We start from the raw sequence: 22,604 nt of genomic DNA, 5'->3' as shown, positions 1-22,604 counted from the left end.
TTTGCCATCGAGATCGACCGCCTTTCTGCTTGGAATTGTAGCAGAGAACTCCGGCCGCCTCAACGCCAAAAATAAATATAGCCAAACTTTATAAAGACACGAAAAGCATAAACCAGAGTCTAATCAAGAGCTATTGCGGGGTGCCTCTGCGCCAACGGACGAGCGGCGTTGAAGGTCCGAAAAAAAGCCCGCTTCATCAGCGGGCGATCCTTAGCTATTGTGTGCTTTTCGTGATATCTATTCTTTTCGCGGGAGGAATTCTACTATTTATATTTGTTGACGATCCCTCTCAACGCTTCAACGCTTACGATATTTCCGCGTGCGCTCATCTTCGATAACGCCGCCCCAATTCAAGCCAAAGCCAAAATCGTACGTGTTGCCATCAGAGTCCACATGGCATTCCATATCATGAGCCACGTCCTCCAGCTGCTCCTCAACCGTCTTCATAAGGGCCGGCATCTGCATCGGCAGCAGACCCGAAGGCTCAGCACTGCCAGTCAGGATCTCCATGATCACCTGCGCCTGAACGCCAAAATCGGCTACAATCGCATCCGCTTCAGACTCGAATTCGTTCACCACCGCTGGATTCGAGAGCAGCATCGACACGATGACCGGCTTGCCTTTCATCGCCTTCCGGGTGTCCAGCACCGCGTCCAGGTCGGACGTATTCTGAGGCGTGACGCTTTTCCCCTTATAAGAACGGTTCAGCACGTCTTCCGGACGCGGGTCGCCGGCTAGGCTTACTTCCCGTGCATGCTCGGCCGTGTAACTCCGATACTGCAGGCTGATCGGTACATAGCCGCTTCCACCTTGCTCCGCGTCCTCCTGGCTGTAACCGAAGCCCGATTTCGGGGAGGTGATGAAGACCAGGCCAAAGTCTGCCTCATCCGGTTGATCCGTCACCGTAAAATATTTGGATACCAGCTCCAGACTGACCGGATACTCCAGCTTCTCCGGGGTTTGGTTGCCAAACCAGTCGGTTCCTGCCGGCGTATAGCGCTTCGGAATATATACCTTTTTCCCGGCCTTCAGCGGCAGCACCGCATTTTTATTTTTCAGCAGCACCACCGACTTCAGCTGGGCCTCATACCCCTCGCGCATAAATTCGGCGTTTCCGACAACTCGGGCGCTCGTATCCGGGTCAAGATACGGATTCTCGAACAATCCGAGCCGGAACATATTGACCAGGAGCCGGACGGCGGACTGCTCGAACCGCTGCCGCATCCAGTCTTCTCCGTGCTCGCGCACCCCGATTTCGTAGGCTTCCAGCACCGGTCCGATCTCGTTGTTGCCGCCGAACTGGTCCACCCCGGCCATAAGCAGCTTGTAATGCCGTTCACCGACGGTCAGTTCCTCCACGCCCCACGGCTTGCCGCTGAGGAAAGAATCCTTGGCAGGGGACTCGTCGGCCGTAATCATCCAATCGGTACACACAACGCCATCGTATCCGTACTGATCGCGAAGAAGATCTCCGATCAACCAGGCGTTATAGGAATTGCCTACATTTTCGCCGTTCACGGTATCCTGGTTCGCGGAAATGGTGTAATACGGCATGACGGCCGAGGCTTTGCCCGTCTTCCCGGACAGCTTGAAGGCGCCTTCCGTAAACGGGATCAGATGCTCGTCGAAATTATTCCCGGGATAGACCGCATACTTGCCGCAGCCGAAATGGGCGTCTCTGCCGCCTTCACCGGATCCGCCCCCCGGCCAATGCTTCACCATGGCGTTGACGCTGTCATAGCCCCAGCCTTCCTGAATTTCGCGTTCTCCCTCCGAAGTCTGGAAGCCATCGACGTACGCCCGGGCCATATCGGCCGCCAGCGCCGAATCTTCCCCGAACGTTCCGTTGAAGCGGAACCAGCGCGGGTCAGTGGCGATATCGATCTGCGGGGACAACGCCGTCGACAACCCCAATGCGCGGTATTCCTTCGAGGCGATCTCACCGAATTTCCGCGTCACCTCCGGGTCGAAGGTCGCCGCAAGGCCCAAGGTCTCCGGCCACATGGAGATGGCGCCGCCGGAGCCAGCGTTAAACTCCGAACTGGAGTCGGAGCCGTGCCGCGGATCGGAGCTGTTGTTCGCCGGAATGCCAAGACCATGACCCTCGGCAAACGCCTGCACCCGGTTGTTCCATTTGGCGGCGGTCTCCGGGCTCTCCACAGTGGTAACCAGGATATGCCGCACGTGATCCTGTGCCAGAAAATGAAGCTGTTCATCGGTCAGCTCCCACGGCTTGGCGCCGCTCTCTTCAAAGGATTTGCCTCCGTAGGTTGCGGAGAACCAGCCTCCGCTCGCCGCAGGCACCGCCTGATGCCGGCTGTACAGCATCAGACCGGCAATTTGCTCGGTCGTCATCTTGGACGCCAGATCTTTCGCCCGCTCCACAGGCGACAGCCTCCAATCCTCATAAGGATCCAGTTGACCGTCCCTGCTCAGGTCCTTGAAATAAAGGCCGTCCTGTTCCAGGATCTTTACGCCCGAGGCAGCCGAATAGCCCAGCGTCGGCCCATCGGGATTGTTCACATAACGAATTTCTTCTATATTTAGCGCAGCTTTTGTATTCGACATGTTCTCTTTCCTCCACTCCATCATCCGGATTACGAATTTAGTTTCAACTTGGTGTTCAGATCGTCGATGATTTTCGATAAATCCGCTTCCGACGTTCCCCCGCCCATCATGCCGGACAGCGAGCGCAGAGCGTCATACTTACGCCACTTCACAACGGCCTCGAACAGCTCGGCGATTCCGTCGTCTCCCATGCTCTCGGCAAACATAGCTCCCATCTGTTTCAGGCGCTCCAGGCTGCCCTCCATCGCTTCCTCGGCAATCGCAGCCGTTTCGGGAATGGCCATCAGCTCGTAGAACTTGGTGTTGCGCCCCACTTTCCGGAATGGAATCCCGGTCGATTCCAGGCTAAGGGTGACCGACAGGGGCGTATCCGCCGATGATGGACCTGCAACGATGTCGTAAGCGCCGGATTCGGCAAACCAGTCATGAATATCGGTATTGAAGTAGGCAAAAGCCCGTTGATCCAGCGCAAAATGGACCGTCTTGGCTTCACCCGGCTGCAAATGAACCTTGGCAAACCCCTTCAGCTCCTTGACCGGTCTGACGACATGGCTCTCCAGCGGCTTGACGTACAGCTGCACGATTTCCTTGCCCGCAACCGCACCGGTGTTGCGAATGGTAACAGACACGTTGACGGTGTCGGTATCCTTCATGGAAGTTCGGTCAGCCCGCATATCTTCATAAGCAAAGGTTGTGTAACTAAGACCGTAACCGAATGGGAAAAGCGGCTCCTCTTTTTTCGCTTCATAATACCGGTAGCCTACGAACAAGCCTTCCCCGTACGTCACTTCGCTCTTGCCCCCCGGGAAATTCAGGAACGCCGGCGTCTGTTCCAGCCGAACGGGAAACGTCTCCGCCAGCTTGCCGCTTGGGTTCACCTTCCCGTACAGCACGTCGGCCGCTGCGCTTCCCGTCGCCTGCCCGCCCAGATAGCCTTCCAGCACCGCTTGGACTTGCGGAAGCCAAGGCATCGTCACCGGCGATCCGTTGGACAGCACAACGACCGTGTTGGGCTGCGCCGCCGCGACCGCCTCAATCAGGCGGATGTGCGAGGAAGGCATATCCAGCCGTGTGCGGTCGACGCCTTCCGATTCGAATGAATCCGGCAGGCCGGCGAAGATGACGGCCACGTCTTTGCTTTGCGCCAGCTTCACGGCTTCTTCGATCAAGCTGTCGTCGGCTTCGCCATCTTTGAGCAGGTAGCCCGGGGCAAACGCACAGTCAGCAGACATTCCCGCAATTGCATCGAACGGAGCGTCCATCCGGGTCGGAGTAATGTGCGAGCTGCCGCCATCGAACGGAGCGTCCATCCGGGTCGGAGTAATGTGCGAGCTGCCGCCGCCCTGGTATCGCGGATGCTTGGCGAATGCGCCGATGACGGCGACCGATTGCTCCGGCTTCAGCGGGAGCATGCCTCCCTCATTCTTTAAGAGAACCATACAGTCCGCGGCCGCGCGCCGGGCAAGTTGGTGATGGGCTTCCGCATCGTAGGCGAAGCCTTCCTTTTTACCATCGTATCCTTTAAATATGACAGTGAGCAGACGGCGAACCGCCTCATCCAGCACCGCCTCGTCCAGTTCTCCAGATTGAACTGCCTCTACGATCATCATGTCATGCTCCGGACCGACATAAGGCATTTCCAGCTCCAGTCCGGCCTTTAGTCCCTTCACCCGTTCGTTGATGGCGCCCCAATCGGTCATGACCAGTCCGCCGTGGCCCCATCGTTGCTTCAGCACCTGGTTCAAAAGGTAATCGTTCTCCGAGCAGTAATCGCCGTTCACCTGGTTATAGGCGCACATCACGGTCCAGGCATCACCTTCGATAACCGGCCCCTCAAAGCTGCGCAGGTAAATTTCGTTCAGCGTCCGCTCGTCGACCACAGCGTTAATCGAGTTGCGCAGCGTCTCCTGATTGTTGGCCGCAAAATGCTTCACCGACGTTCCGACGCCTTGGCTTTGGACGCCTTTCACATGGCTCGCACCCATTTCCGAGGACAGGTACGGATCCTCCGAGAAATATTCGAAGTTTCTGCCGCACAGCGGTGACCGCTTAATATTGACCGCAGGTCCGAGGATAATTTGCACGTCCTCCTGCTGGCACTCCTCGCCGATCGCGGCGCCGACCTCCAGGATCAGCTCGCGGTCCCAGGAAGAGGCCAGACCCGCTCCGCTCGGGAAGCAGGTGGCCGGCACCGTCTTGCTCGACAAGTCCCCCGGATTGGCCTGCTTGCGCAGGCCGTGCGGACCGTCCGTCATCACAATGGACGGAATGCCGAGACGCTCAACCGGTTTGGTCTGCCACATATTCAGCCCCGAGCATAGGCTGGCTTTTTCTTCTAAGGTCATTTGAGAGATGATGTCTGTCAGATTTCGTTTCATGATACACTTCTCCCCATTTCCAGATTAGTTGGATTACTTTCACCAGCGTGCTCCCCGACTTCAGGCAGCGGCTTGAGCGCGGCCACCCCGGCCACGACGCAGACCGCAAGCACGATATAGAAGAAGGACCAGCCGCCGATGTTCAGCAGCAGCGGTGCGATGGCCGGCACGATCGACTGCGGCAGCGCGTTGGCTACGTTCATAATGCCAAAGTCTTTGGCCGCGTCTTCCTTGTTCGGAAGGATTCGCGAAACCAGTGCCATATCGACCGCCGTGAAACAGCCGAACCCGAGTCCCATCACGGCGGATGCTACGATAAATGCCGTGTTATGCGCGATAAAAGCATAGATGAGAATGGCTGCGATAATAATGAGAGCCGAGATATACAGGAACGGCTTTTGCTTACGGAACTTATCGGATAAGACGCCGCCGAAAATACTCGTGACCGCCATCGCCACCATGGACACGATGTTAATGGTAGCCACGGCTGCGGTTGCAGCGTTTTCACTATAACCCATGCGGTTAACCAGCATAACGGTCAGATACAAGCTGCTGCAGTACCCCATCATTAACAGAAACTTGGATACAACCGCCCAGCTGAACGCCGGGAATTTTCTCGGGTTTGGGTAGACTCTGCTCAGCTTTTCGCCAAGCGTCATCTTTTCCTGCGCCATGTGTTCGATCTGCACTTTTCCGTCCTGGATGATAAACAGGCTGATGATAGGCCCCACGATCCCGATGGCCGCAAGCAGGCTCCATTTCGTCGTCGAGGAGGCGTCCGTCATGGCCGTCATCAGCACCATGCCCAGCGCCATAGCTACCGGTAACACGGTACCCAGCAGCCCGGAGATCGTTCCCTGCTTCTCTTCCTTCACCTGATCGGGAATCAGCGCTGTGTACGCGGCCATGCCGAAGTTGAAGAACAATTGGGCGATCGCCCAGCCGATGATGATCTGCCAGATTTGCGTGGACATTCCGACCCACAGCAGTGCGGCACAGCCAAACAGGGGGCCGAGCAGAATCCATGTGCGCCGGCGGCCGAAGGAGATGTTGGTCCGGTCGCTGATCGCTCCGCCGAGCGGGTTGCCGATCAGGGCAAAGAAGGCGCCAATCCCGGATACCAAGCCGTAGGAAGAGGTATAGCCGTTCGGATCGATTTCGACCATTTTAAAAGTTAATAGAAGCGTTGCAGGTGTCATGAGAGCCAGCATCATGCAGGCATATCCGAACATGATACCGAAAGTGAGCCGTTTGAATGGCGTGATCGTTTGACCGATAATTTTTGCTTTAGCCATATGGGTTGACCTCCTCATTGTTTGAAAACGTTTACAAATCAATTATAAAACAAACCGCCCAGCTCAGGAGAGGCGGCGGTTTGCAGTCTTTTATGGCCATTTTTAATTCATTTGTAAGCGTTTCACTTCACACAGCGAAAATTCAGGTTAAAAATTGACACAACCGCCGCGTCAAATGACCGGAATCAGCTCGACGAGCTCGACTGCGTGCGGTTCCAGGGTAAATATACAGGTCATATGGCGGTTCTCCACATTAACTTGGGTGATATGGCGACCGGGCTCTGATCTCTGCTTAATGTAATGCAGATCTTCCCCGGTCATGATAGACGGTGCACCCATTTCCACCCACAAGTCAAAGCTGCTCCCGCTCGACCGGTTCAAGGAACGGCGGACGATTTTATACCTGCCGTTGTCTATTCCATCCAGCTGGAATTCCAGCTTGACGGTTCTCTCGTTTTTGAACCCGCTGTACCGGCTGGTCGGTGTTACGAACGAAGTATCCCCCAGAGCATACAGGTCATCAAAGTGGCAGTAATTGTAGCACAGAATCTGATAGGCATTCGCGCTCTTCGTCACAATATAGCCTTCGCCGCGCTCAATAAGCTGATCCCCCAGCTTGGCCAGCAGCTCGTAGGCATACATAGCCGGCTTCGGAATCCCGTATTGGGCGATCAGACCCAGCCCGCCGTGGAACAACGCAGGAGATGCCGACGTTTCTTCGATATTGTCGCTGAGCACCCAGTAGCCGAAGCCCTGAATCCGGTCGAGATTATCGATCAAATTTTTCGCGATATATGCCGCCTTGTACAGCGTATCGTTGGTCAGCTCCCTGTGAAATGCCGTGGAATTGAATTCCGTCAGGTATATCTCGCGGTCCGACAGGCCTTCCTTTTCAAGAAGCTGCTTCTCCCGGGTCAGCATGTCCCGTAAATAATCCGGGTTCGGTGAAATGCCCCGGAACTCCTCCAGCAGGATGCGGTACGGCTCCAGTTTGCGCAGCTCGCTTTGTTCTTCATCCGGCTCGAAAAAACCCTCCAGATTTTCATGCGGATAAAAATGGCACGGGATAAAATCGGGCAGGCAATCCCGCTCCCGGCAAAAGGCAAAAAACCGCTCGCTGAACAAGTTGGAGCGAAGCGTTATAATCCGCCCTGGCGCCCCGATCCGCAAATTCCGCGAAATGTTCTTCATCGTATGGAAAGTCCGGGAATACAACTCGAAGTACTCTTCATCCGTTCCCGGCCAATACACCTCGAGCTCCGGCTCGTTCCAAAATTCGAACATCCAGCTCTCGACTTCCGCCGGACCGTACCTATTCATGCAGTGCCGGATAAAGCGGTCAATGAGCTCGCACCAGGTGTCGAGTGACTTTGGCGGGCTTGTATAGCTTCTGCGAAAATAGAGCCCCTTCTCCGGATCGGCCGCGAGCGCGGACGGCATAAACCCGAGCTCCACAAACGGCTTCAGATGAATGGAGAGCAGAAAATCAAATAATTGGTCAACGAGCCGGAAATTGTAGACGGGCTGCCCGTCCTCCCTCTCGTTGTAAACCATCATGCCGTCATCAAAAATGCCGTGAAAACGCAAAAAGCGAAACGGGCACCGCTCCTGAACGTAACGGAGCTGCCGCTGAACGTCGGCATGAAGTCCTTCCTTGGCTTTGCCGATCGTGATCAAGTTTTTCCACGTATGCGATATCGCCTGTGTCCTCACGGCCGCATCCACCTGGCGGGTGAGCGTTTCCAGCGAATGCACTTCCCTGCCGCCCGGCGATGCGCCCCGCTCCAGATATTGATTGATAATCCCGAGAGCGCTGGATTGATTGAACTCCATATAATTCGAAGTCGATTTTTCCTTCTTCTTTCCCGGCTCCGGCCGGTATTGTTTCCGATACTCGTTCGGCGTCACATGGTATCTGTTCTTAAACGCGGAATAGAACGACTTGGCGTTCGGAAAACCGTGAAACATGGCCAAGTCGGCAATGGGGATTTCCTCTTGGCGCAGCAGATCCTCGACGGCATTTTTTAACCGAATGCTGGTCAGATAAGCCTGAAAATTCAGTCCGATATTTTCGCTGAAAAATTTAGATAAATAAGGAACGGACAGAAACTCACGATCCGCTATGGACTGAAGGGTGATAGGCTCGCGGTAATGGTTATCGATATACGTAATAATCCGCAGCATCCGGTCCATGTACCGCTCACTGATACCGCCTTCGGACAGCGGGACCTTGAACTGCTTGACCAGGATGGAAAGAACGCGAAGCATCGCGGCCTGCATCTCCAGTTCGTACGTCTCTGTCTGCTTGTACTTGAGCTGGACCATCTCGGCAAGCAGCCGGCGCAGCCGGGAAACGGCATCGCTGGATTCCGGCCCGGCCTTACTGGCCTGAAATGCAAAGGAAAAGCCCTCAAAACCTGCAATATGTTCTTTCAAATAAGCGGTTGGAATTTGGTAGGTGGCGATAATGTTCATGTCCAGGCCAATGACCTCATGGACATGATGCTGGTTAATCAGCAGCACATCCCCTTCCTTGAGCGTATGGCTGACCGTGTCAATCGAAACCTCAAGCGTTCCCCGCAGCACAAAAATGATCTCAACGCTGTTATGCCAGTGGCTGGGCACGTAATTTACGCTGTGCAGGGATACGTCAAACGGAAGGCTGTCATCGATCTCGAGCAGCTCAAAAACTGAATTCGCCATACTTGGGCGGCCTCCTTAAACGCATCATTAGACCTAATTATAGCAGATGAAGATAGTTCATAAGTAATGCTTGGTTTCTGACTATGGCAGATGGGTTGTCAAAAGGCCTTGCTGACGGATGCCGATACGATAATTTTCTCATCCTCTGCTGTATAAATTTGTTAATTCCACCGGTCCACAGCAACTTTTATCCCTTTATAACGTCTGGAATATGTATCCAGATATACAAGAAAGGGTTGAGATTTCGGATGAACCACAAATTTGCGTTGTTTGCCGTGTGTGCGATACTGTGCGGATCGCTCAGCGCCTGTGCCGATTCTTCGGATTCAAATCACGTTGCTACAGGGTCTGCGCCAAGTAGCTCCAGCACTTCCGGGCAGCAGCCTACCGCCGATTCGGCCGGTCAATCCGGGACGAACGGTTCCCCGCAAGCGGCCGTCATTCCCAAAGGAGGCGGGAAGATCGCCGCGGAAAAAGCGCTGTATGAAATCTATTCCCGGACAGACATTGGCGATGAGGAGAAAGTGGCTCAAATGATGCGGCAAATTGCGGGGATCAATTGGACGACGTATAACCGGATCAGCGGCCAAAAGTCGCTTGAGACCGTTGAGTATCTCTATAAACAATTGGATAAGATCGAAACCGGAGATTATCCTAACATCATCAGGGGGGAGAACGGCACGGATGGCGCGCTTACCGAGAGTTATGACGCTATCCTGGCCGAGCTGTACACGCGGGAACCATCCAAGTTCATCGAAGCGCTCGCAGGTTTGGAAACTCCATCTCAAGTCGAGTCCGTAGTATCCCATCTGGCTTATGGACTAAGTTATCAGGATACCGCTCAGGTTAAAGGGAAACTGGAACAGTTGAAGCAAACAGGCGACTTGTCTGTGGCCGAGCAAAGCGTAGCGGATCAATTGCTTGATCGGTTGGATCATCCATACTAAAAAAGGCCGTATTCCCAAGTAGAAACCGGGAATATGGCCCGTGGAACGGATACGATGTCAAGATTTTATACATGCTGAGATTGGTTCTACAGCGAGCACGTTCCCATCAAAACTCCTCATCGATCAGATCCGCATTCACCGCCATGGCGGCTTTGCTCCCCTGACCTGCAGCAATGATCAGCTGCGAAGGCCCGAAACGGGCGGTATCGCCGGCAGCGTACACACCCTTCACGCTCGTTCTGCCCAGTTCATCCACGGCAATGCCGCCCGCCCCATCGGGCCGGCAGCCCAGCTGCGCCGCGAAGGGAGCCTTCTGTGACCAATGGGGTACGATGAAGCCTCCGGCTCGCGGTACGAATGCACCGCTGTGAAAGACAACTTCCGTTAACTGCCCTCCGTCTCCCCTGAACGAATGAATCGGCTCTTCCACAACCGGCACCCCCTTGACCTGGAGCCTTTCCTTTTCCCCGGACGTCAGAACAGGCTTGCCGTTCGTCAGGACGATTAAATTCCGGCTCCAATGGTGCACCGTCTTGACGAAGTGATACAGTCCCGGCTGCTCCGACAGCACAAACAATGGCCGGTCCTGCAGCTCATAGCCGTCGCAATAAACGCAATTAAAGATGCTTTTTCCATACAGCGGCTCTAGGCCGGGAACGCGGGGCAGCGTTTCGTGCAGCCCGGTAGCCAGAATGAGCGTTCTGGCCCACACTTCTTCCCGCATCGAAGTGATAACGCGGAAAGCACCGCGGGCCGGATGCACCTCCAGAGCCGTTGCCATGAACCGGCGAACGGTAGGATACCTCCCGATCTCCTCGTATGCCAAGCTTCGGAATTGTTCGGGGCTGACGCCGTCCCGCGTCAGATAGCCATGCGATACCCGTGTGACCCGGTTTCGAGGCTGGTCATTATCGATCAGCGCCGCCGTCCTGCGGGATCGCCCCAGCACCAATGCGGCATTCAGTCCGGCGGGTCCTCCGCCGATGATCGCGCAGTCCCATATCATTTTAAGCGAATCGCTCCTTCCATTCAGACCGCTGCCGGATGGTGATCATCCTGCATCAGGTCGCGACATTGCCGCCAGCGTCCTTCGGCTTCCCGCCACGCTCGTCGAACACCCGGATCCAGCGGTACCTGTTTACTTTTACGATCGCAACAAAGCATTTCAGGATTTGATCGCATTTGAGGCACATAAACGTAATAACCGGCGACAGATCAAACACAAACGCACACAGCGCCGAAGCCGGCAGCACGATCAGCCACATGAAAATGAAGTCGTTGTACAGGACGAACTTGGTGTCTCCTCCGCTGCGGACAATGCCGGTCAAGGCAGGCATCTGGTATGCCGTACCGACGACCGTCACCGACAGAATGGTCATGAACTGCAGGGCCAGCGTTTTGGAGCTCTCCGATATTGCATACAAATCGAGGACGACGTCCTTCACGGCAAACAGCAGGACCGCGGTCAGTACGCCGATGATCAAGTACAGCAGCTGCAGCGTTTTGCTGTAGGAAATGACCTTTCCTGTATTCCCTTCCCCGATCGTCTTGCCGATGATGACCGCCGTCGCGCTGGCCGATGCGTAAGTAACGACCGTGACCAGCTGAAAAATCGTATTCGCCACGCTGTTGGCGGCGATCGCCGCCTCGCCCATATGCCCCAGAATGGCGGTCTGGGCACCCATCGATACGGCCCACAGCAGGTTGGCCATCAGCACAGGTGATCCGATCCGCAGATACTGCTTAAACAGAGACTTGTCGATGCTGTAAAAATCTTTCAGCCTAAAGCGGATCCGCTGATCGAACTTCTTCACGAAGGTGAGGACGATCACGCATTCGATCACCCTTGCGGTCAGCGTGGCGATGGCCGAACCGCTCACCCCAAGGCGTGGGAAACCAAGGTGGCCATAAATCAGCAGGTAATTCAGGCACACATTAATGATCAAAGTGGACAGCGAAACGAGAAAGCCGATCCGCACGACCTCGACGCTGCGGAGCGCCGCCAGCAAAATGTTGGTCACCGCAAAAAATATGTACGAAAAACAGATGATCTTTAAATACTTCGCCCCTTCCGCGATCACGTTCTGCTCGTTCGTAAACAGCGACAGGCAGCCGTGCGGGAAGAAAAAAACGACCGCCCACATGATCACGCTTACAGCCAGGGCAATCCGCATCCCTATGCTGGAGGCCCGTTTGATGGCGTCTATATTTTTGGCGCCCCAATTTCGGGAGGACAGGATGACCAGCCCTTCGGCCGCGCCCATGACCAGCATATGCAAAATAAACTGGATCTGATTGGCCAGCGCAACCCCGGACAGCGCGGATTCACTGTATCCTCCAAGCAGCAGATTATCCGACAAATTGACGCCAAGCGTAATGATATTTTGCAGTCCGATCAGCACGGTTAACCGGATAAACATGCTGTAAAACGACCGTTCACGCACCCATATTCCCATGACTTCTCCTTCTTCGATATGTCGTGTAATAAGCTGATTATATTCTCAGCCAAAAGGAGCGCACAAGGCAGGAAAACGGTGGAAATGTACGGGAAAACCATGCCCGGAATCCTCCCAGCCCGCCATTCCCCCTGATTGCTCACAATACCGCACGTCTACACCGCTGCGCACTAATGACAAAAGCGGGCTCCCACAGAGCCCGTCTTCCATCGGTTTTTCTTTCCGGATTATGCTTGTTCTTAACTTACCTGCTTAGCGTCTTCCGGCTCAATGCGGTTCCAGTCCACCCTGTTTTTCTTGCGGAGCGACCAGGTAAGCAGCACGATGACGCCGATAACGACCGAGCCGATATTGACCAGGTATGCGCCGAGCGGAGAGTTGTACTGCACCTCGATGAGCGCCGAAGAAGACGGAACGACGACGTATCGGACCATTTCGAGCCATGCCACGTGGAAGCCGATGTTCATCCACAGATTGCCTGATAGAATACGGCACATTTGCAGCAGGGTGCCGAAGGCAATCAAGTTGATGATATAGTCTGCCGTAATTTGATCCCATGTGGCAATCCCAGCAGCTACCATGATTGCGGTGAGAGCGACCGGCGCAAGCACAAACAGGGTGACTTGCATCAGCAGAGCGATCCAGCGTGGGAACCGCGTGTTCAAATTGCGGAACAAATAGCCGCGGAAGGAAATCTCTTCGGGATAAGCCTCATAGAAAAATGCGATGGCCGTATTGATCAAAATCGCAAACAGCGTAGGCACGGGAAGATGCAAAGCGACGACTTCGAGCCAGCCTAAGGCGCTGCCGATCAGCAGCGAGGCTGCGGTAAGGAGCGCCAGGAAAGCTGCTCCAAGGAGAAAGTACGGCAGACCGGACGGCGGAGAACTTAGCCCGAGGCCGCTCCATGGCCGTCTGTCGGCATACCGCCTCAGCAAATAAATCAGGGGCACACTTATGCCTGTGGTTACGACGGCGAGAATCACCTGCAGGCCCAAAGTGGGAAAACCATAAGAGCCTGCAACCGTTGCAGCGGCCACGGCCAGGCCCAGCCCGGCGACAAACGCCAGCCAGCCGAGCACAATGCGCCAGAACAGCTGGATTCTGCCCTCTTGATCGCGGAAAAACCGCAATATTGTTTCTTTGCGGGACATGCCGGTTGATCTGAAAATGGCGAATCCTCCTTTCTGATTAAACCGTTGTCTGTCAGAATGCTTCTATCTGACATTGATATATATAGTAAGCTCACGAACGATGTGTTCCTGGTAAGAGACCCATTTTTTCATAGATCAAAGCCATTCTGCTAGAAACGTTACTCCGCTCAAGGGCAAACACCGCCTCTGTTCCGGCCGGCAAGTGACGGATGTTCTGAAGTTTTGAATTTTTTGATGCGCGGCCGGCTTGACAGTTAGAATGAAGAACTGGAACATAGTGGTATAAAAGAACAAATTGTAGGGATCCTATTTGGGGATTCTTATGGAGGAGGGTATCATTATGGAGCTTCAGCTATCTGGACAAACCACGCTTGTCACCGGTTCCACTTCCGGCATCGGCAAGGCCATCGCGTCTTCACTGGCTGCAGAAGGGGCCAAGGTTCTGATTAACGGCCGCCGTGAAGACAAAGTCCACGAAACGATCGAAGAAATCCGGGGGCGGCATACCGGAGCCGAACTCGTTCCCGCAGTCGCCGATCTGGGAACGGAACAAGGCTGCCTCACCATGATGGAACAGCATCCGGATGTCGATATCGTGGTGAACAATCTGGGCATTTTTGAACCGGCCGAATTTTTCGATATCCCGGATGAGGAATGGTTCCGCTTCTTTGAGGTCAACATTATGAGCGGTGTCCGCTTGAGCCGACATTATCTGAAACGCATGATGCAGCAGGACCGCGGAAGAATTATATTCATTGCCAGCGAAGCCGCCGTCATGCCGTCGCAGGAAATGGCGCATTACAGCGCCACCAAGACGATGCAGCTGTCGATCTCCCGCAGCCTTGCCGAGCTGACCAAGGGCACGAACGTGACGGTCAATACCGTGATGCCCGGCTCCACCCTGACGGAGGGGGTTGAGACAATGCTCGATACCCTGTATCCTGGCGAGTCGTTAACGATCCGGGAGGCGGAGCAGCGCTTCATGCGGGAAAACCGGCCGACCTCGATCATTCAGCGGCTGATCCGGCCGGAGGAAATTGCTCACCTCGTCACGTTTATAAGCAGCCCCCTCTCCTCTGCGATCAACGGGGCCGCGCTGCGGATCGACGGCGGGTTAGTCCGGAGCGTATTTTAGTGTGTACCGCCAACCGAAAAAAAGTGCCGTTGTCCCTTCCAAAGGGAGACGGCACTTTTCATTTTATGATGCAGCTGCCCACGCCCAACCTTAATGGGAGCAGCAGTCATTTTATTCAGGGAGGACAATGCCAAAATACTGCCTGAACGCATCCCGCTTCTCTTCCGGTGTCCGGGGAGTGAGAATGCGCACCTCCTTGCCGGCAAAGATCCGGAACTCGTCGCCAGCGACCGTGTTTCGCCCTTCCGGCGTGCGGATAAACACCATGGGCCCTTGTCTGAAAATCGATTCCGGAGCATGCTCGCACCAGAAGGAGGCCATCACATAATCCCGCGGCAGCTGGGGCTCTTCGGCAAAAGAATAAATGAGCCGCCAATCCTCCCCTTTCCGTTCCATCAGCTGCCAGCCGAAGAACGGATCCCGGTCCAGGCGGTAGCATTCGGTTCCCTGCGGCTGTTCCAGATGCTCCTTAATCAGTACAGGCCTGCCTGGGACATTTCCGCCTACCCCGACATCGCACAAATACCGGGCGCCTTCGGCTTCGACCTGAAGCACATGATGCCTCCGCTTCGGGGGCAGGTTATCCTCATCGCGCCAAAACCTTGCGAAATAGTGGGTCACGGGAAATCCCAGTTCGCCCAGCAGCCAGCCAAACAGCGCATTGAGCTCAAAGCAGTATCCGCCGCGCCGGCGCACGACGATTTTGTCGTATAGGTCCGAAATGTCTAGCGATAAGGGCACACCGTTTAAAATATCCAAATTTTCATAGGGAACGCTGTAAATATGGCAGTGCTGCAGTTCCGCCAGCGTGTCCGCCCCATTGTCCAGCTTGCCTTGGAATCCGATCCGGTCCAGATAAGCCTGAATTTCCGGCGTCTGCGATGGATGGTTAGTCACAACGAGCTACCTCCCTGCTGTTATAGTGCTGCGCATATCCATGCCGCTGCGTGCAAGCATCGGAATATCAGCCATACAGCTAATTTCTATAGCAGAGCTTCGTTCACCTTCTGCTGCTTACGATATTTACTCTGTTTTCCGCTTAAAAAATAACCGGGTCCACCAAAATACGGCATTTCCGATCAGCAAAATCGAGAACTCCCACCCTGTCTTACCCGTTGTGATCAAGTTGATAAGCGAATTTCTTTTTACATATCCTAAGAGTATTCAGGCATCATTTAATACAAAAAAGCGCAGAACAGGAGCATTACGGGGTTGCCCCCACTCCATATTCTGCGCTGTATCGGTTTAGTACTCTATCATGCCCAGCAGGTACTCCTCTTATACCGCCGTGTATCCCCCGTCGACCAGCAAGCTGGCGCCAGTGATGAAGGAAGCATCCTCACTCGCCAGGAACAGCACGGCTTTGGCGACTTCCTCCGGCTTGCCGAGCCGTCCCATCGGATGAAGGGCTGTCAGATGTGCGGTAATGGCTTCGTCCCTGCCCTGAATGAGCGGCGTGTCGATATATCCCGGGCACACCGCATTGATCCGGATGCCCTTGGCGGCATAATCGGCTGCCATTGACTGGGTCAACAGCTTCACCCCGCCCTTGGCGGACGCATAGGCCGTGACACCCGCCTTGCCTACATGGCTGTGAATGGATCCGCAGTTCACGATCGCCCCGCCCGTTCCTTGGGCGAGCATCTGCTGGATCGCATATTTGTCACTCAAAAATACACCCGTCAGGTTAATGTCAATCGTCCGCTGCCAGCTGTCCGACGATAACCGGTCCGCCGGTCCGTCCTTGGCGATACCCGCGTTGGCGAACAGGATGTCCAGCTTGCCGAACTTGGCGACCGTCTGCTCGACCATTCGCTGCACCTCGGCTTCTTGCGTCACGTCTGTTTTGACAAACAGCGTATCGTAACCCTGAGCGTTCAGCTCCTCTGAGAGGGTCTGGCCCCTGTCCGAAAAATCGGCGATAACGACCTCCGCCCCTTCGGAAGCAAACATCCGCACCGTCGCTTCCCCGATGCCGCTGGCGCCGCCGGTAACTATCGCTACTTTGGAATCAAATTTCATGATTTAACACGCTCCTATGAACTCACTTTAATGTACGGACTCTTAGATAGCCGTTGCCCCGCCGTCGATGACAAATTCGGATCCCGTGGAATACGACGACTCGTCCGATGCCAGGAATACCACCAGATTCGCTACTTCCTCCACCGTACCGAAACGGCCCATCGGCGCAACCTTTTTACCAAGTTCGGCTTCGGACATTTGGCTCACCTCGGACGCATAAGCGCCCATGGCGGTGTTGATGTAGGCCGGATGGATCGAGTTCACCCGAACGCCTGCGGCTGCGTATTCGATCGCGGCGTCCTTGGTCATCGTCCGGACCGCACCTTTAGAAGCTCCGTAAGCGATATGGCCGGATGCGCCCGTCAGCCCCGCAATGGAGGATGCGTTAATGACGGAACCACCCTTTTGTTTGGCCATGAGCGGCATCACGTGCTTCATCCCAAGGAAAACGCCGGTCACGTTGATCGCCATCATCCGGTTCCATTCCGCCAGTTCGATGTCGGCCAGCGGCTTGATGAAATAAATGCCGGCATTGTTGAACAAAATATCGATGCGGTCAAACTGCTGAACCGCGGCATTCGCTATTTCTTTCCACTCGTCCTCATTGCTGACATCATGACGGAATGCTGCAGCTTCGCCGCCGGCCTGCGCGATTTCCGCAGCCGTCTGCTTGGCGCTGTCGAGATCAATATCGGTAACGACGACTTTGGCGCCTTCTTCCGCAAAGCGGAGGGCCGTCGTCTTGCCGATCCCGGCGCCGGCGCCTGTAATCAGTGCAACTTTTCCTTCGAGTCTCATCATGAATCCCTTCCTTTCGTATCTCACATCATTATGTTAACATGTCTTGAGGTTCAGCAAAATTTAAACCTATTGAATTTTGTTTAAGGAAAACTTAAAGATCAAAGGATGATGCTCATGAATACGGAAAAGCTGGAGTACTTGGTGGAGGTGGCGCGGGCCGGTTCGATTTCCAAAGCGGCCGAGCAGCTTCACGTGACGATTTCAGCAGTCAGCCAAGCCATCACCAGTCTGGAATCGGAGTGGGGGATCAGCATTTTTACCAGGTCCAAATCCGGAGTCACCCTGACTCCCGAAGGCAAAATCATTATCAAAAAAGCGTATGAAACGCTGGAGAAATATGAAGATCTGCTGGAGGCCGCCCGCGGATTTTCGGGTACGGTCAAGGGCCGGCTGCGGGTGGCGACCATACCAAGCCCTATGTCTCTTCTTGAGCGTGTCGTGATCGAATTTAAAAAGAAGTTTCCGGACGTGAAGCTGGAGATCGTGGAAAAAGGCTCGCAGGACATCATTGACGATGTGAACCAGGACAAAAGCGATCTCGGACTCATCATTTTGTTCAAAAACCGGCTGATCGAACGCACCGGCCTGGCCTTCGAACGGCTGCTCCCCGTGCACATGGTCGCCGGCATCAGCAGCGCGTCGCCGCTCGCCCTGAAGCCCGCGGTCGGTCCTGAAGAATTAAGGCAGCAGACCGTCGTCCTCTATAACGACGATTATGTGAAGTGGTATATGGACGACTTTCAGTCACTTTATGGCCCGGTAGACGTGCTCTTCACCACCAATAACCGGGATCTGATCTTCAGGGCGTGCATGAATCATGGCGCCGTGACCATCGGGCTCAACTTTTCGTTCATGAACGAGCCGGCCTTCCGCAAGGACAATATCGCGATTCTTGACTTCGATCTGCCGGATCACGGCCCTGTCTACCTTGGCGTCATCCAGCGCAAGGAAAAGACCCATTCGCAGGTCTCCCGCCGTTTTATGGAGTGGTTAAAACATGACTTGGAAGAATTAGGGGCATCCATGCAGTCTTAAAAGGGGTTCAACTTTTAGCAAAAGAAAAAACATCACGGCATCGCGATGTTTTTTGCGGCTCATACGAGGGATTCATATCGCTCATTCCAATGAATCTCGCCCCTGGATATCCCGCAGGTATTCATCCAGGCGGTCCAAACGGTCATCCCACATCGATCGGAAAGACTCAAGCCAGTGGTCCAGCTCTTGAAATGGTTCGGTACGCAGCTTAATGATTCGCCGGTTGGCGGCAGGCTGCACTTCAACGAGGCCGGCCTCGTGAAGAACCCGAACATGCTTGGATGTCTGGGGCTGATTGAGTTCAAGCCGATTCGCGATATCTCCAATGGTCAGGGGGCCACGGTCGCGAATGAGCTCGATAATATGCAGCCGGTTAGGCTCAGCAAGCGCAGTCAAAGTTGTCGTGTTCATCTTCATGCCTCCTGACCAAATACTACCACAAAGGAATATTTAGAGAAAACGAAAATAAAAACAGCCAAAGCAAGGAAATTCCTGCTATGACTGTTTGGGTCCCAATCCATCCTGAACTTCAGGTAAGGATTGTATTGCCATATTACAGCGTCCCTTAGCGTTTCCGATTCTCCGACTTCATAAGTGCCTCGTTTGTGGAGGACGCCGCGAACCGGTCCACCCATTCGAAAGGAAGGTGATCGGTAATCAGCTTTCCGTAATATGCGGTCCTTACGATCCCCTCTTCATCGATCAGAAACTCGGCCGGAATGCGGTGGAAATTGGCCCCCTCTTCAGGCGTAAGCGGAAAACCGGCCGCCGCCGCTTCATCTGCCAGTTCATGAACATTCGGCAGCGCTAATGTAGCTTCCGTCTTGGATTCCGACGATTCGACTCCGTACAGGCTATAGATGTCGGCATTCGGATCGGCAATGAGCGAAAAAGGCGCCTGCTGCGCGCCTACATACTTGTGCAGGTTCGCTTCCGGCGATTCAAAAAACGCGATGACTTGAAGCCCCTGGCGACGCCAGTCGGGGTACCTCTGGATCATTTGATGAACGCGTAAATTGCACATAGCGCATGCCGCATTACGGAAGAACGACAGCAGCACCCTGCGGCCGCGGAATTGGTCCAGCGAAACCGGATCGCCGTGCTGGTTGATCGATTGGAAGAGCGGGGCTTTGTCCCCGGTCATCAGCAGGTTGGTCATGTAAATTCCTCCTCATGGATCTTCTATGCATGAGATGCATGAACCCACTTTAGCAGGAAGCTCCGGATTCCTCTGTGACCAGGTCACCAAACTCCTCTTCCAGCAGCTTGCGCTGCAAAATACGGACCGTTCCCCGGCTGGTCTCGATCCACCCTTTCCGCTGAAACCGGGCAAGTGCCCTTGTCACGACTTCGCGAACCGACCCGACCTCTTCGGCCAGCTCCTGATGGGTGATCCGAACCGTCGGCGCTTCCCCGGCCGTCATTCGCAGCAGCGCTCCGGCAAGGCGGTTGTCAAGCGGGAGGGTCTTGCGCTGCTGCGTCCGTTCCACCATGCGGAGCATGCCGTCAAGCAGCCCGCCGAACACCGTCGCGCGAATAGACTCGTACTCCTGTACCCAACGCATAAAGCTGCTTTTCCGCACAAACAGCACTTCCACTTCGGTCTCGGCAGTCAGCTCACCGGGATACTCGCGCCCGCTTAGACCGCTCAGCACCAAGAGTGAGCAAATTTCTCCCGCCGTCAGCAGGTTGATGACAGATTCGGAGCCATTTTCGCCGATCACCGTGATCCTCGCGGTTCCACTGAGAAGGAACATACCATATGCCGCTGCATCATCCCGGTGGAATATTCGCGATTTGGCGCTAAATCGACGGATAAACGGCCCGGACTCCCGCCACTCCTCAGGCGAAACTTCCGTCAGACACGGAAATACCTGGACGGGCTTGTCACTCGATTCATGTGATGTGCTCATGCGCTTTGTTCCTCCCAAATAGGTCACCCGTAATGACTATAGTATAGAAGATATTCGGCAGCAGCAAAAGCATAACGCAGCCGCATTCGCAGGGTTAGCGTGGCGCAGCGTCGGCTGGCGGCATAAAGATACAAAAAAACAGCCAAGGCTGAAATGCGATGGCTGGTTGATATAGATAAAACATGTGGGTTGCGCTGTTGATAGATCACATCGGCCTGTTGGCCAATTTTTTCCCTTTAAGCATCGATCTGAAGATCAGCCTGAGCAGCGGCGGTACGGCGAAAAAGATAAACAGGGTCCGGAACAGCTGGTAGCAGGTGACGACCGACAGGTCCCCGTTCACTTCCTTGGCGATCAGCGCCATCTGATCCATGCCGCCTGGCGAAAGGCTGAGAAATGACGTGACTTCCGTTATCGCGTGAAACTTGGTCAGCAGCACGCTGAGCCCGAGGGAGCATGCGATCAGCACGACACCGCTCAATATGGCGAGCAAAATGATTTTCACTTTGTGCTTCAAGTTTTCCGGTTTGAGCAGCAATCCGATATACCCGCCCATCATGAGCTGCGACAGGCTTAGGACCACCGGCGGGAGCGAATGTCCCTCATATCCTGATAAATTGAGCAGGATGGTGCCGATCATCGGCCCCAACAGAAAGGCTGTCGGAAATTTGATCCGTTTGCCCACCAAGGCAAATACGACGCATACCACCGCGAAAAGCCAAATATGCGGAAACAAGGCGGACCAATCGGCCGATGTCGCCGCAGATGCGGCTCCTGATGCATGCGATCCCGAGGGATGGAACAGCGGGCTGAAGATCAAAAGGGGCACACAGAAAATAATCATGATCAGCCGCGACACCTGAAGGAAGGTGACGACCGTCAGATCGATTCCCTCCACTTCCTCCGCCAGCGTGATCATTTGGCTCAGCCCCCCGGGAATGCTGCCCATCAGCACCGTAGGAAATGGGATTCCCGACAGAAAAGCGATCATAAAGGCGATCGCGGCAGCAACGACCAGCAGCAACGCCGTAAACAAGACCATCGTCGGCAGCTGATGCCCGATCTGCTTCAGCGTGGACAAGGTGAAAGACAATCCCATCGTATAACCGATGATGATCATCCCCGTATTGCGCACCTGCCCCGGCCAAAAGAAAGAAACGCCTTTAAACAGCTTGGAGCCGATCATGACAAAAACCATGGAGCCCAGCAGCCATGGTATCGGCATATGGATCCATTGGAAGATGAATCCGCCGATGACCGCAAACACGCAGGTCACCAAAAACCGCAGCCATTTGTTGTTCCTCAAACTTCTGTTGTTCAAGCTTGCGGTGTCTGTCATTACAGGCTCTCAGTCAGTTCAGCGATGCGCGCCCTGGCATCCCCTTGGTACAGACCGCCATGATAGCAGATGACGTTTTCGATCGGAAAGGCTTTGAATTTGGTGATCGACTGCATCGCTTCGTCCATATTCGGCGTCACCGGCGGATTCGGTCCCTGCAGCTCGCCGTTGTTAACGACCATGGCGTCACCGGTAATCAATGTTTTGCTCGGCTCGTGATACAAGCTGATATGCCCTGGAGTATGGCCCGGTGTATAAATGACGGTCAGTCCCCCGCCGAAAGGCAGCTTCTCGCCATCGGCAAGAAGGCGGGTCACATTGGTCACCTTTCCGGAAAAGGTCGCCTCAAAGGCTTCAGCTAATTGGGAGGGCAGCGACTCCAGCAGCCCCTTTTTACGGTCCCCGCTAAATTTAATCATTGGTTTGAGTCCGTCGATGTACGGCTGGTCTTCCGCATGTGCGTATACCTCCACGCCCTCGCCCTTAAATTGAGGCAGGCTGCCCACATGGTCGATATCCTGGTGGGTAACAATAATGGAATGAGGGGCGGCAGGGTCGATCCCAGCCTGAGACATGAGCTCCACGATTTTTTCGTAGCAGCCCGGCATCCCTGTGTCTACCAATACATAGGAATCCTTATCACGGATGACCACAGGATGAATCACCATCTCCCGATCACCCATGGAAAGGGACAGTTCCAGCATTTCGATCTGATCCGAAATTTTCATACTTCACGCCAAAGCATCTCGCTTTGGCTCACCTCCTGTCAACTTCAATATCCGCGTAAAACTCGCTAGTTCATTATATGACTCCCGAGTTTTTTGTGTCAATTCCTTTGTTGACCCTTTGCGGACATCA

Annotated in this window: 18 protein-coding genes; 3 read left to right on the top strand and 15 right to left on the bottom strand. The window is 54.6% G+C overall.

Going from position 1 to position 22,604, the window contains the following annotated elements; translation table 11 throughout:
* Positions 1-297: 297 nt before the first annotated feature.
* The 4 genes from ABIE48_RS11430 to ABIE48_RS11415 form a co-directional block, all read right to left on the bottom strand.
* The gene (locus tag ABIE48_RS11430) at positions 298-2,568 is read right to left on the bottom strand and encodes a glycoside hydrolase family 3 protein (protein ID WP_192714524.1); all 2,271 of its coding nucleotides are present in this window, start codon (positions 2,566-2,568) and stop codon (positions 298-300) included.
* A 29-nt stretch (positions 2,569-2,597) separates the two neighbouring features.
* Complete coding sequence (locus ABIE48_RS11425) at positions 2,598-4,946, bottom strand: beta-glucosidase (protein WP_354518894.1); 2,349 nt, start codon at positions 4,944-4,946, stop codon at positions 2,598-2,600.
* On the bottom strand, positions 4,943-6,241 hold the full coding sequence (locus ABIE48_RS11420) for an MFS transporter (protein WP_145020898.1): 1,299 nt from the start codon (positions 6,239-6,241) through the stop codon (positions 4,943-4,945). Before ABIE48_RS11420 ends, ABIE48_RS11425 begins: the two co-directional genes overlap by 4 nt.
* Positions 6,242-6,412: 171 nt before the next feature.
* Entirely contained in the window at positions 6,413-8,944 is a 2,532-nt protein-coding gene (locus tag ABIE48_RS11415) for a GH39 family glycosyl hydrolase (RefSeq protein ID WP_192714526.1), read from the bottom strand.
* A gap of 248 nt (positions 8,945-9,192) precedes the next feature.
* Here ABIE48_RS11415 and ABIE48_RS11410 point away from each other — a divergent pair, with 248 nt between their 5' ends.
* Positions 9,193-9,891, top strand: coding sequence for a hypothetical protein (locus ABIE48_RS11410; RefSeq protein ID WP_192714527.1), 699 nt, complete (start codon positions 9,193-9,195; stop codon positions 9,889-9,891).
* Between the two features lie 106 nt (positions 9,892-9,997).
* Here the strand turns inward: ABIE48_RS11410 and ABIE48_RS11405 are convergent, their stop codons facing one another.
* From ABIE48_RS11405 to ABIE48_RS11395, 3 genes are all read right to left on the bottom strand, one after another.
* On the bottom strand, positions 9,998-10,897 hold the full coding sequence (locus ABIE48_RS11405; protein WP_192714528.1) for an NAD(P)/FAD-dependent oxidoreductase: 900 nt from the start codon (positions 10,895-10,897) through the stop codon (positions 9,998-10,000).
* Between the two features lie 55 nt (positions 10,898-10,952).
* The gene (locus ABIE48_RS11400) at positions 10,953-12,347 is read right to left on the bottom strand and encodes an MATE family efflux transporter (protein ID WP_145020909.1); all 1,395 of its coding nucleotides are present in this window, start codon (positions 12,345-12,347) and stop codon (positions 10,953-10,955) included.
* A gap of 239 nt (positions 12,348-12,586) precedes the next feature.
* The gene (locus tag ABIE48_RS11395) at positions 12,587-13,501 is read right to left on the bottom strand and encodes a CPBP family intramembrane glutamic endopeptidase (RefSeq protein WP_192714529.1); all 915 of its coding nucleotides are present in this window, start codon (positions 13,499-13,501) and stop codon (positions 12,587-12,589) included.
* 340 nt (positions 13,502-13,841) lie between these two features.
* Between ABIE48_RS11395 and ABIE48_RS11390 the strand changes: the two genes are divergently transcribed.
* Positions 13,842-14,636, top strand: a complete 795-nt coding sequence (locus tag ABIE48_RS11390; protein WP_192714530.1) for an SDR family NAD(P)-dependent oxidoreductase — start codon at positions 13,842-13,844, stop codon at positions 14,634-14,636.
* Between the two features lie 111 nt (positions 14,637-14,747).
* Here the strand turns inward: ABIE48_RS11390 and ABIE48_RS11385 are convergent, their stop codons facing one another.
* From ABIE48_RS11385 to ABIE48_RS11375, 3 genes are all read right to left on the bottom strand, one after another.
* A complete protein-coding gene (locus tag ABIE48_RS11385) occupies positions 14,748-15,533 on the bottom strand; it encodes an arylamine N-acetyltransferase family protein (RefSeq protein ID WP_145020916.1) in 786 nt (261 codons plus the stop codon).
* Between the two features lie 381 nt (positions 15,534-15,914).
* Positions 15,915-16,658 carry an SDR family NAD(P)-dependent oxidoreductase gene (locus ABIE48_RS11380; protein ID WP_145020919.1) on the bottom strand — a complete coding sequence of 248 codons (744 nt, stop codon included), beginning with the start codon at positions 16,656-16,658 and terminating at the stop codon, positions 15,915-15,917.
* Positions 16,659-16,700: 42 nt separating this feature from the next.
* Positions 16,701-17,456 carry an SDR family NAD(P)-dependent oxidoreductase gene (locus tag ABIE48_RS11375; protein ID WP_186325945.1) on the bottom strand — a complete coding sequence of 252 codons (756 nt, stop codon included), beginning with the start codon at positions 17,454-17,456 and terminating at the stop codon, positions 16,701-16,703.
* A 117-nt stretch (positions 17,457-17,573) separates the two neighbouring features.
* On the opposite strand from ABIE48_RS11375, the gene ABIE48_RS11370 reads away from it, so the two are divergent.
* Positions 17,574-18,494 carry a LysR family transcriptional regulator gene (locus ABIE48_RS11370; RefSeq protein ID WP_145020925.1) on the top strand — a complete coding sequence of 307 codons (921 nt, stop codon included), beginning with the start codon at positions 17,574-17,576 and terminating at the stop codon, positions 18,492-18,494.
* 81 nt (positions 18,495-18,575) lie between these two features.
* Here ABIE48_RS11370 and ABIE48_RS11365 read toward each other — a convergent pair whose 3' ends face one another.
* The 5 genes from ABIE48_RS11365 to ABIE48_RS11345 form a co-directional block, all read right to left on the bottom strand.
* Positions 18,576-18,905 carry an ArsR/SmtB family transcription factor gene (locus ABIE48_RS11365; protein ID WP_483312652.1) on the bottom strand — a complete coding sequence of 110 codons (330 nt, stop codon included), beginning with the start codon at positions 18,903-18,905 and terminating at the stop codon, positions 18,576-18,578.
* A 154-nt stretch (positions 18,906-19,059) separates the two neighbouring features.
* Positions 19,060-19,653, bottom strand: a complete 594-nt coding sequence (locus ABIE48_RS11360) for a redoxin domain-containing protein (RefSeq protein WP_354518889.1) — start codon at positions 19,651-19,653, stop codon at positions 19,060-19,062.
* A 49-nt stretch (positions 19,654-19,702) separates the two neighbouring features.
* On the bottom strand, positions 19,703-20,407 hold the full coding sequence (locus ABIE48_RS11355) for a Crp/Fnr family transcriptional regulator (protein WP_192714532.1): 705 nt from the start codon (positions 20,405-20,407) through the stop codon (positions 19,703-19,705).
* 205 nt (positions 20,408-20,612) lie between these two features.
* Entirely contained in the window at positions 20,613-21,746 is a 1,134-nt protein-coding gene (locus ABIE48_RS11350) for an AbrB family transcriptional regulator (protein ID WP_145020938.1), read from the bottom strand.
* Positions 21,746-22,474, bottom strand: coding sequence for an MBL fold metallo-hydrolase (locus tag ABIE48_RS11345; protein WP_192714533.1), 729 nt, complete (start codon positions 22,472-22,474; stop codon positions 21,746-21,748). Before ABIE48_RS11345 ends, ABIE48_RS11350 begins: the two co-directional genes overlap by 1 nt.
* Positions 22,475-22,604 lie beyond the last annotated feature (130 nt).

The sequence above is a fragment of the Paenibacillus sp. OAE614 genome (assembly GCF_040546645.1).
GTDB classification, from domain to species: domain Bacteria; phylum Bacillota; class Bacilli; order Paenibacillales; family Paenibacillaceae; genus Paenibacillus_AQ; species Paenibacillus_AQ favisporus.
Note: the sequence above shows the minus strand (reverse complement) of the source record. Positions and strands in the feature narration are given on the sequence as shown.

Coding starts and splice junctions, on each gene's coding strand:
- ABIE48_RS11360 (WP_354518889.1), bottom strand. CDS start 19,653: ATGACCAACCTGCTGATGACCGGGGACAAAGCCCCGCTCTTCCAATCG.
- ABIE48_RS11400 (WP_145020909.1), bottom strand. CDS start 12,347: ATGGGAATATGGGTGCGTGAACGGTCGTTTTACAGCATGTTTATCCGG.
- ABIE48_RS11345 (WP_192714533.1), bottom strand. CDS start 22,474: ATGAAAATTTCGGATCAGATCGAAATGCTGGAACTGTCCCTTTCCATG.
- ABIE48_RS11365 (WP_483312652.1), bottom strand. CDS start 18,905: ATGAACACGACAACTTTGACTGCGCTTGCTGAGCCTAACCGGCTGCAT.
- ABIE48_RS11415 (WP_192714526.1), bottom strand. CDS start 8,944: ATGGCGAATTCAGTTTTTGAGCTGCTCGAGATCGATGACAGCCTTCCG.
- ABIE48_RS11395 (WP_192714529.1), bottom strand. CDS start 13,501: ATGTCCCGCAAAGAAACAATATTGCGGTTTTTCCGCGATCAAGAGGGC.
- ABIE48_RS11430 (WP_192714524.1), bottom strand. CDS start 2,568: ATGTCGAATACAAAAGCTGCGCTAAATATAGAAGAAATTCGTTATGTG.
- ABIE48_RS11390 (WP_192714530.1), top strand. CDS start 13,842: ATGGAGCTTCAGCTATCTGGACAAACCACGCTTGTCACCGGTTCCACT.
- ABIE48_RS11350 (WP_145020938.1), bottom strand. CDS start 21,746: ATGACAGACACCGCAAGCTTGAACAACAGAAGTTTGAGGAACAACAAA.
- ABIE48_RS11375 (WP_186325945.1), bottom strand. CDS start 17,456: ATGAGACTCGAAGGAAAAGTTGCACTGATTACAGGCGCCGGCGCCGGG.
- ABIE48_RS11355 (WP_192714532.1), bottom strand. CDS start 20,407: ATGAGCACATCACATGAATCGAGTGACAAGCCCGTCCAGGTATTTCCG.
- ABIE48_RS11380 (WP_145020919.1), bottom strand. CDS start 16,658: ATGAAATTTGATTCCAAAGTAGCGATAGTTACCGGCGGCGCCAGCGGC.
- ABIE48_RS11370 (WP_145020925.1), top strand. CDS start 17,574: ATGAATACGGAAAAGCTGGAGTACTTGGTGGAGGTGGCGCGGGCCGGT.
- ABIE48_RS11410 (WP_192714527.1), top strand. CDS start 9,193: ATGAACCACAAATTTGCGTTGTTTGCCGTGTGTGCGATACTGTGCGGA.
- ABIE48_RS11420 (WP_145020898.1), bottom strand. CDS start 6,241: ATGGCTAAAGCAAAAATTATCGGTCAAACGATCACGCCATTCAAACGG.
- ABIE48_RS11425 (WP_354518894.1), bottom strand. CDS start 4,946: ATGAAACGAAATCTGACAGACATCATCTCTCAAATGACCTTAGAAGAA.
- ABIE48_RS11405 (WP_192714528.1), bottom strand. CDS start 10,897: ATGATATGGGACTGCGCGATCATCGGCGGAGGACCCGCCGGACTGAAT.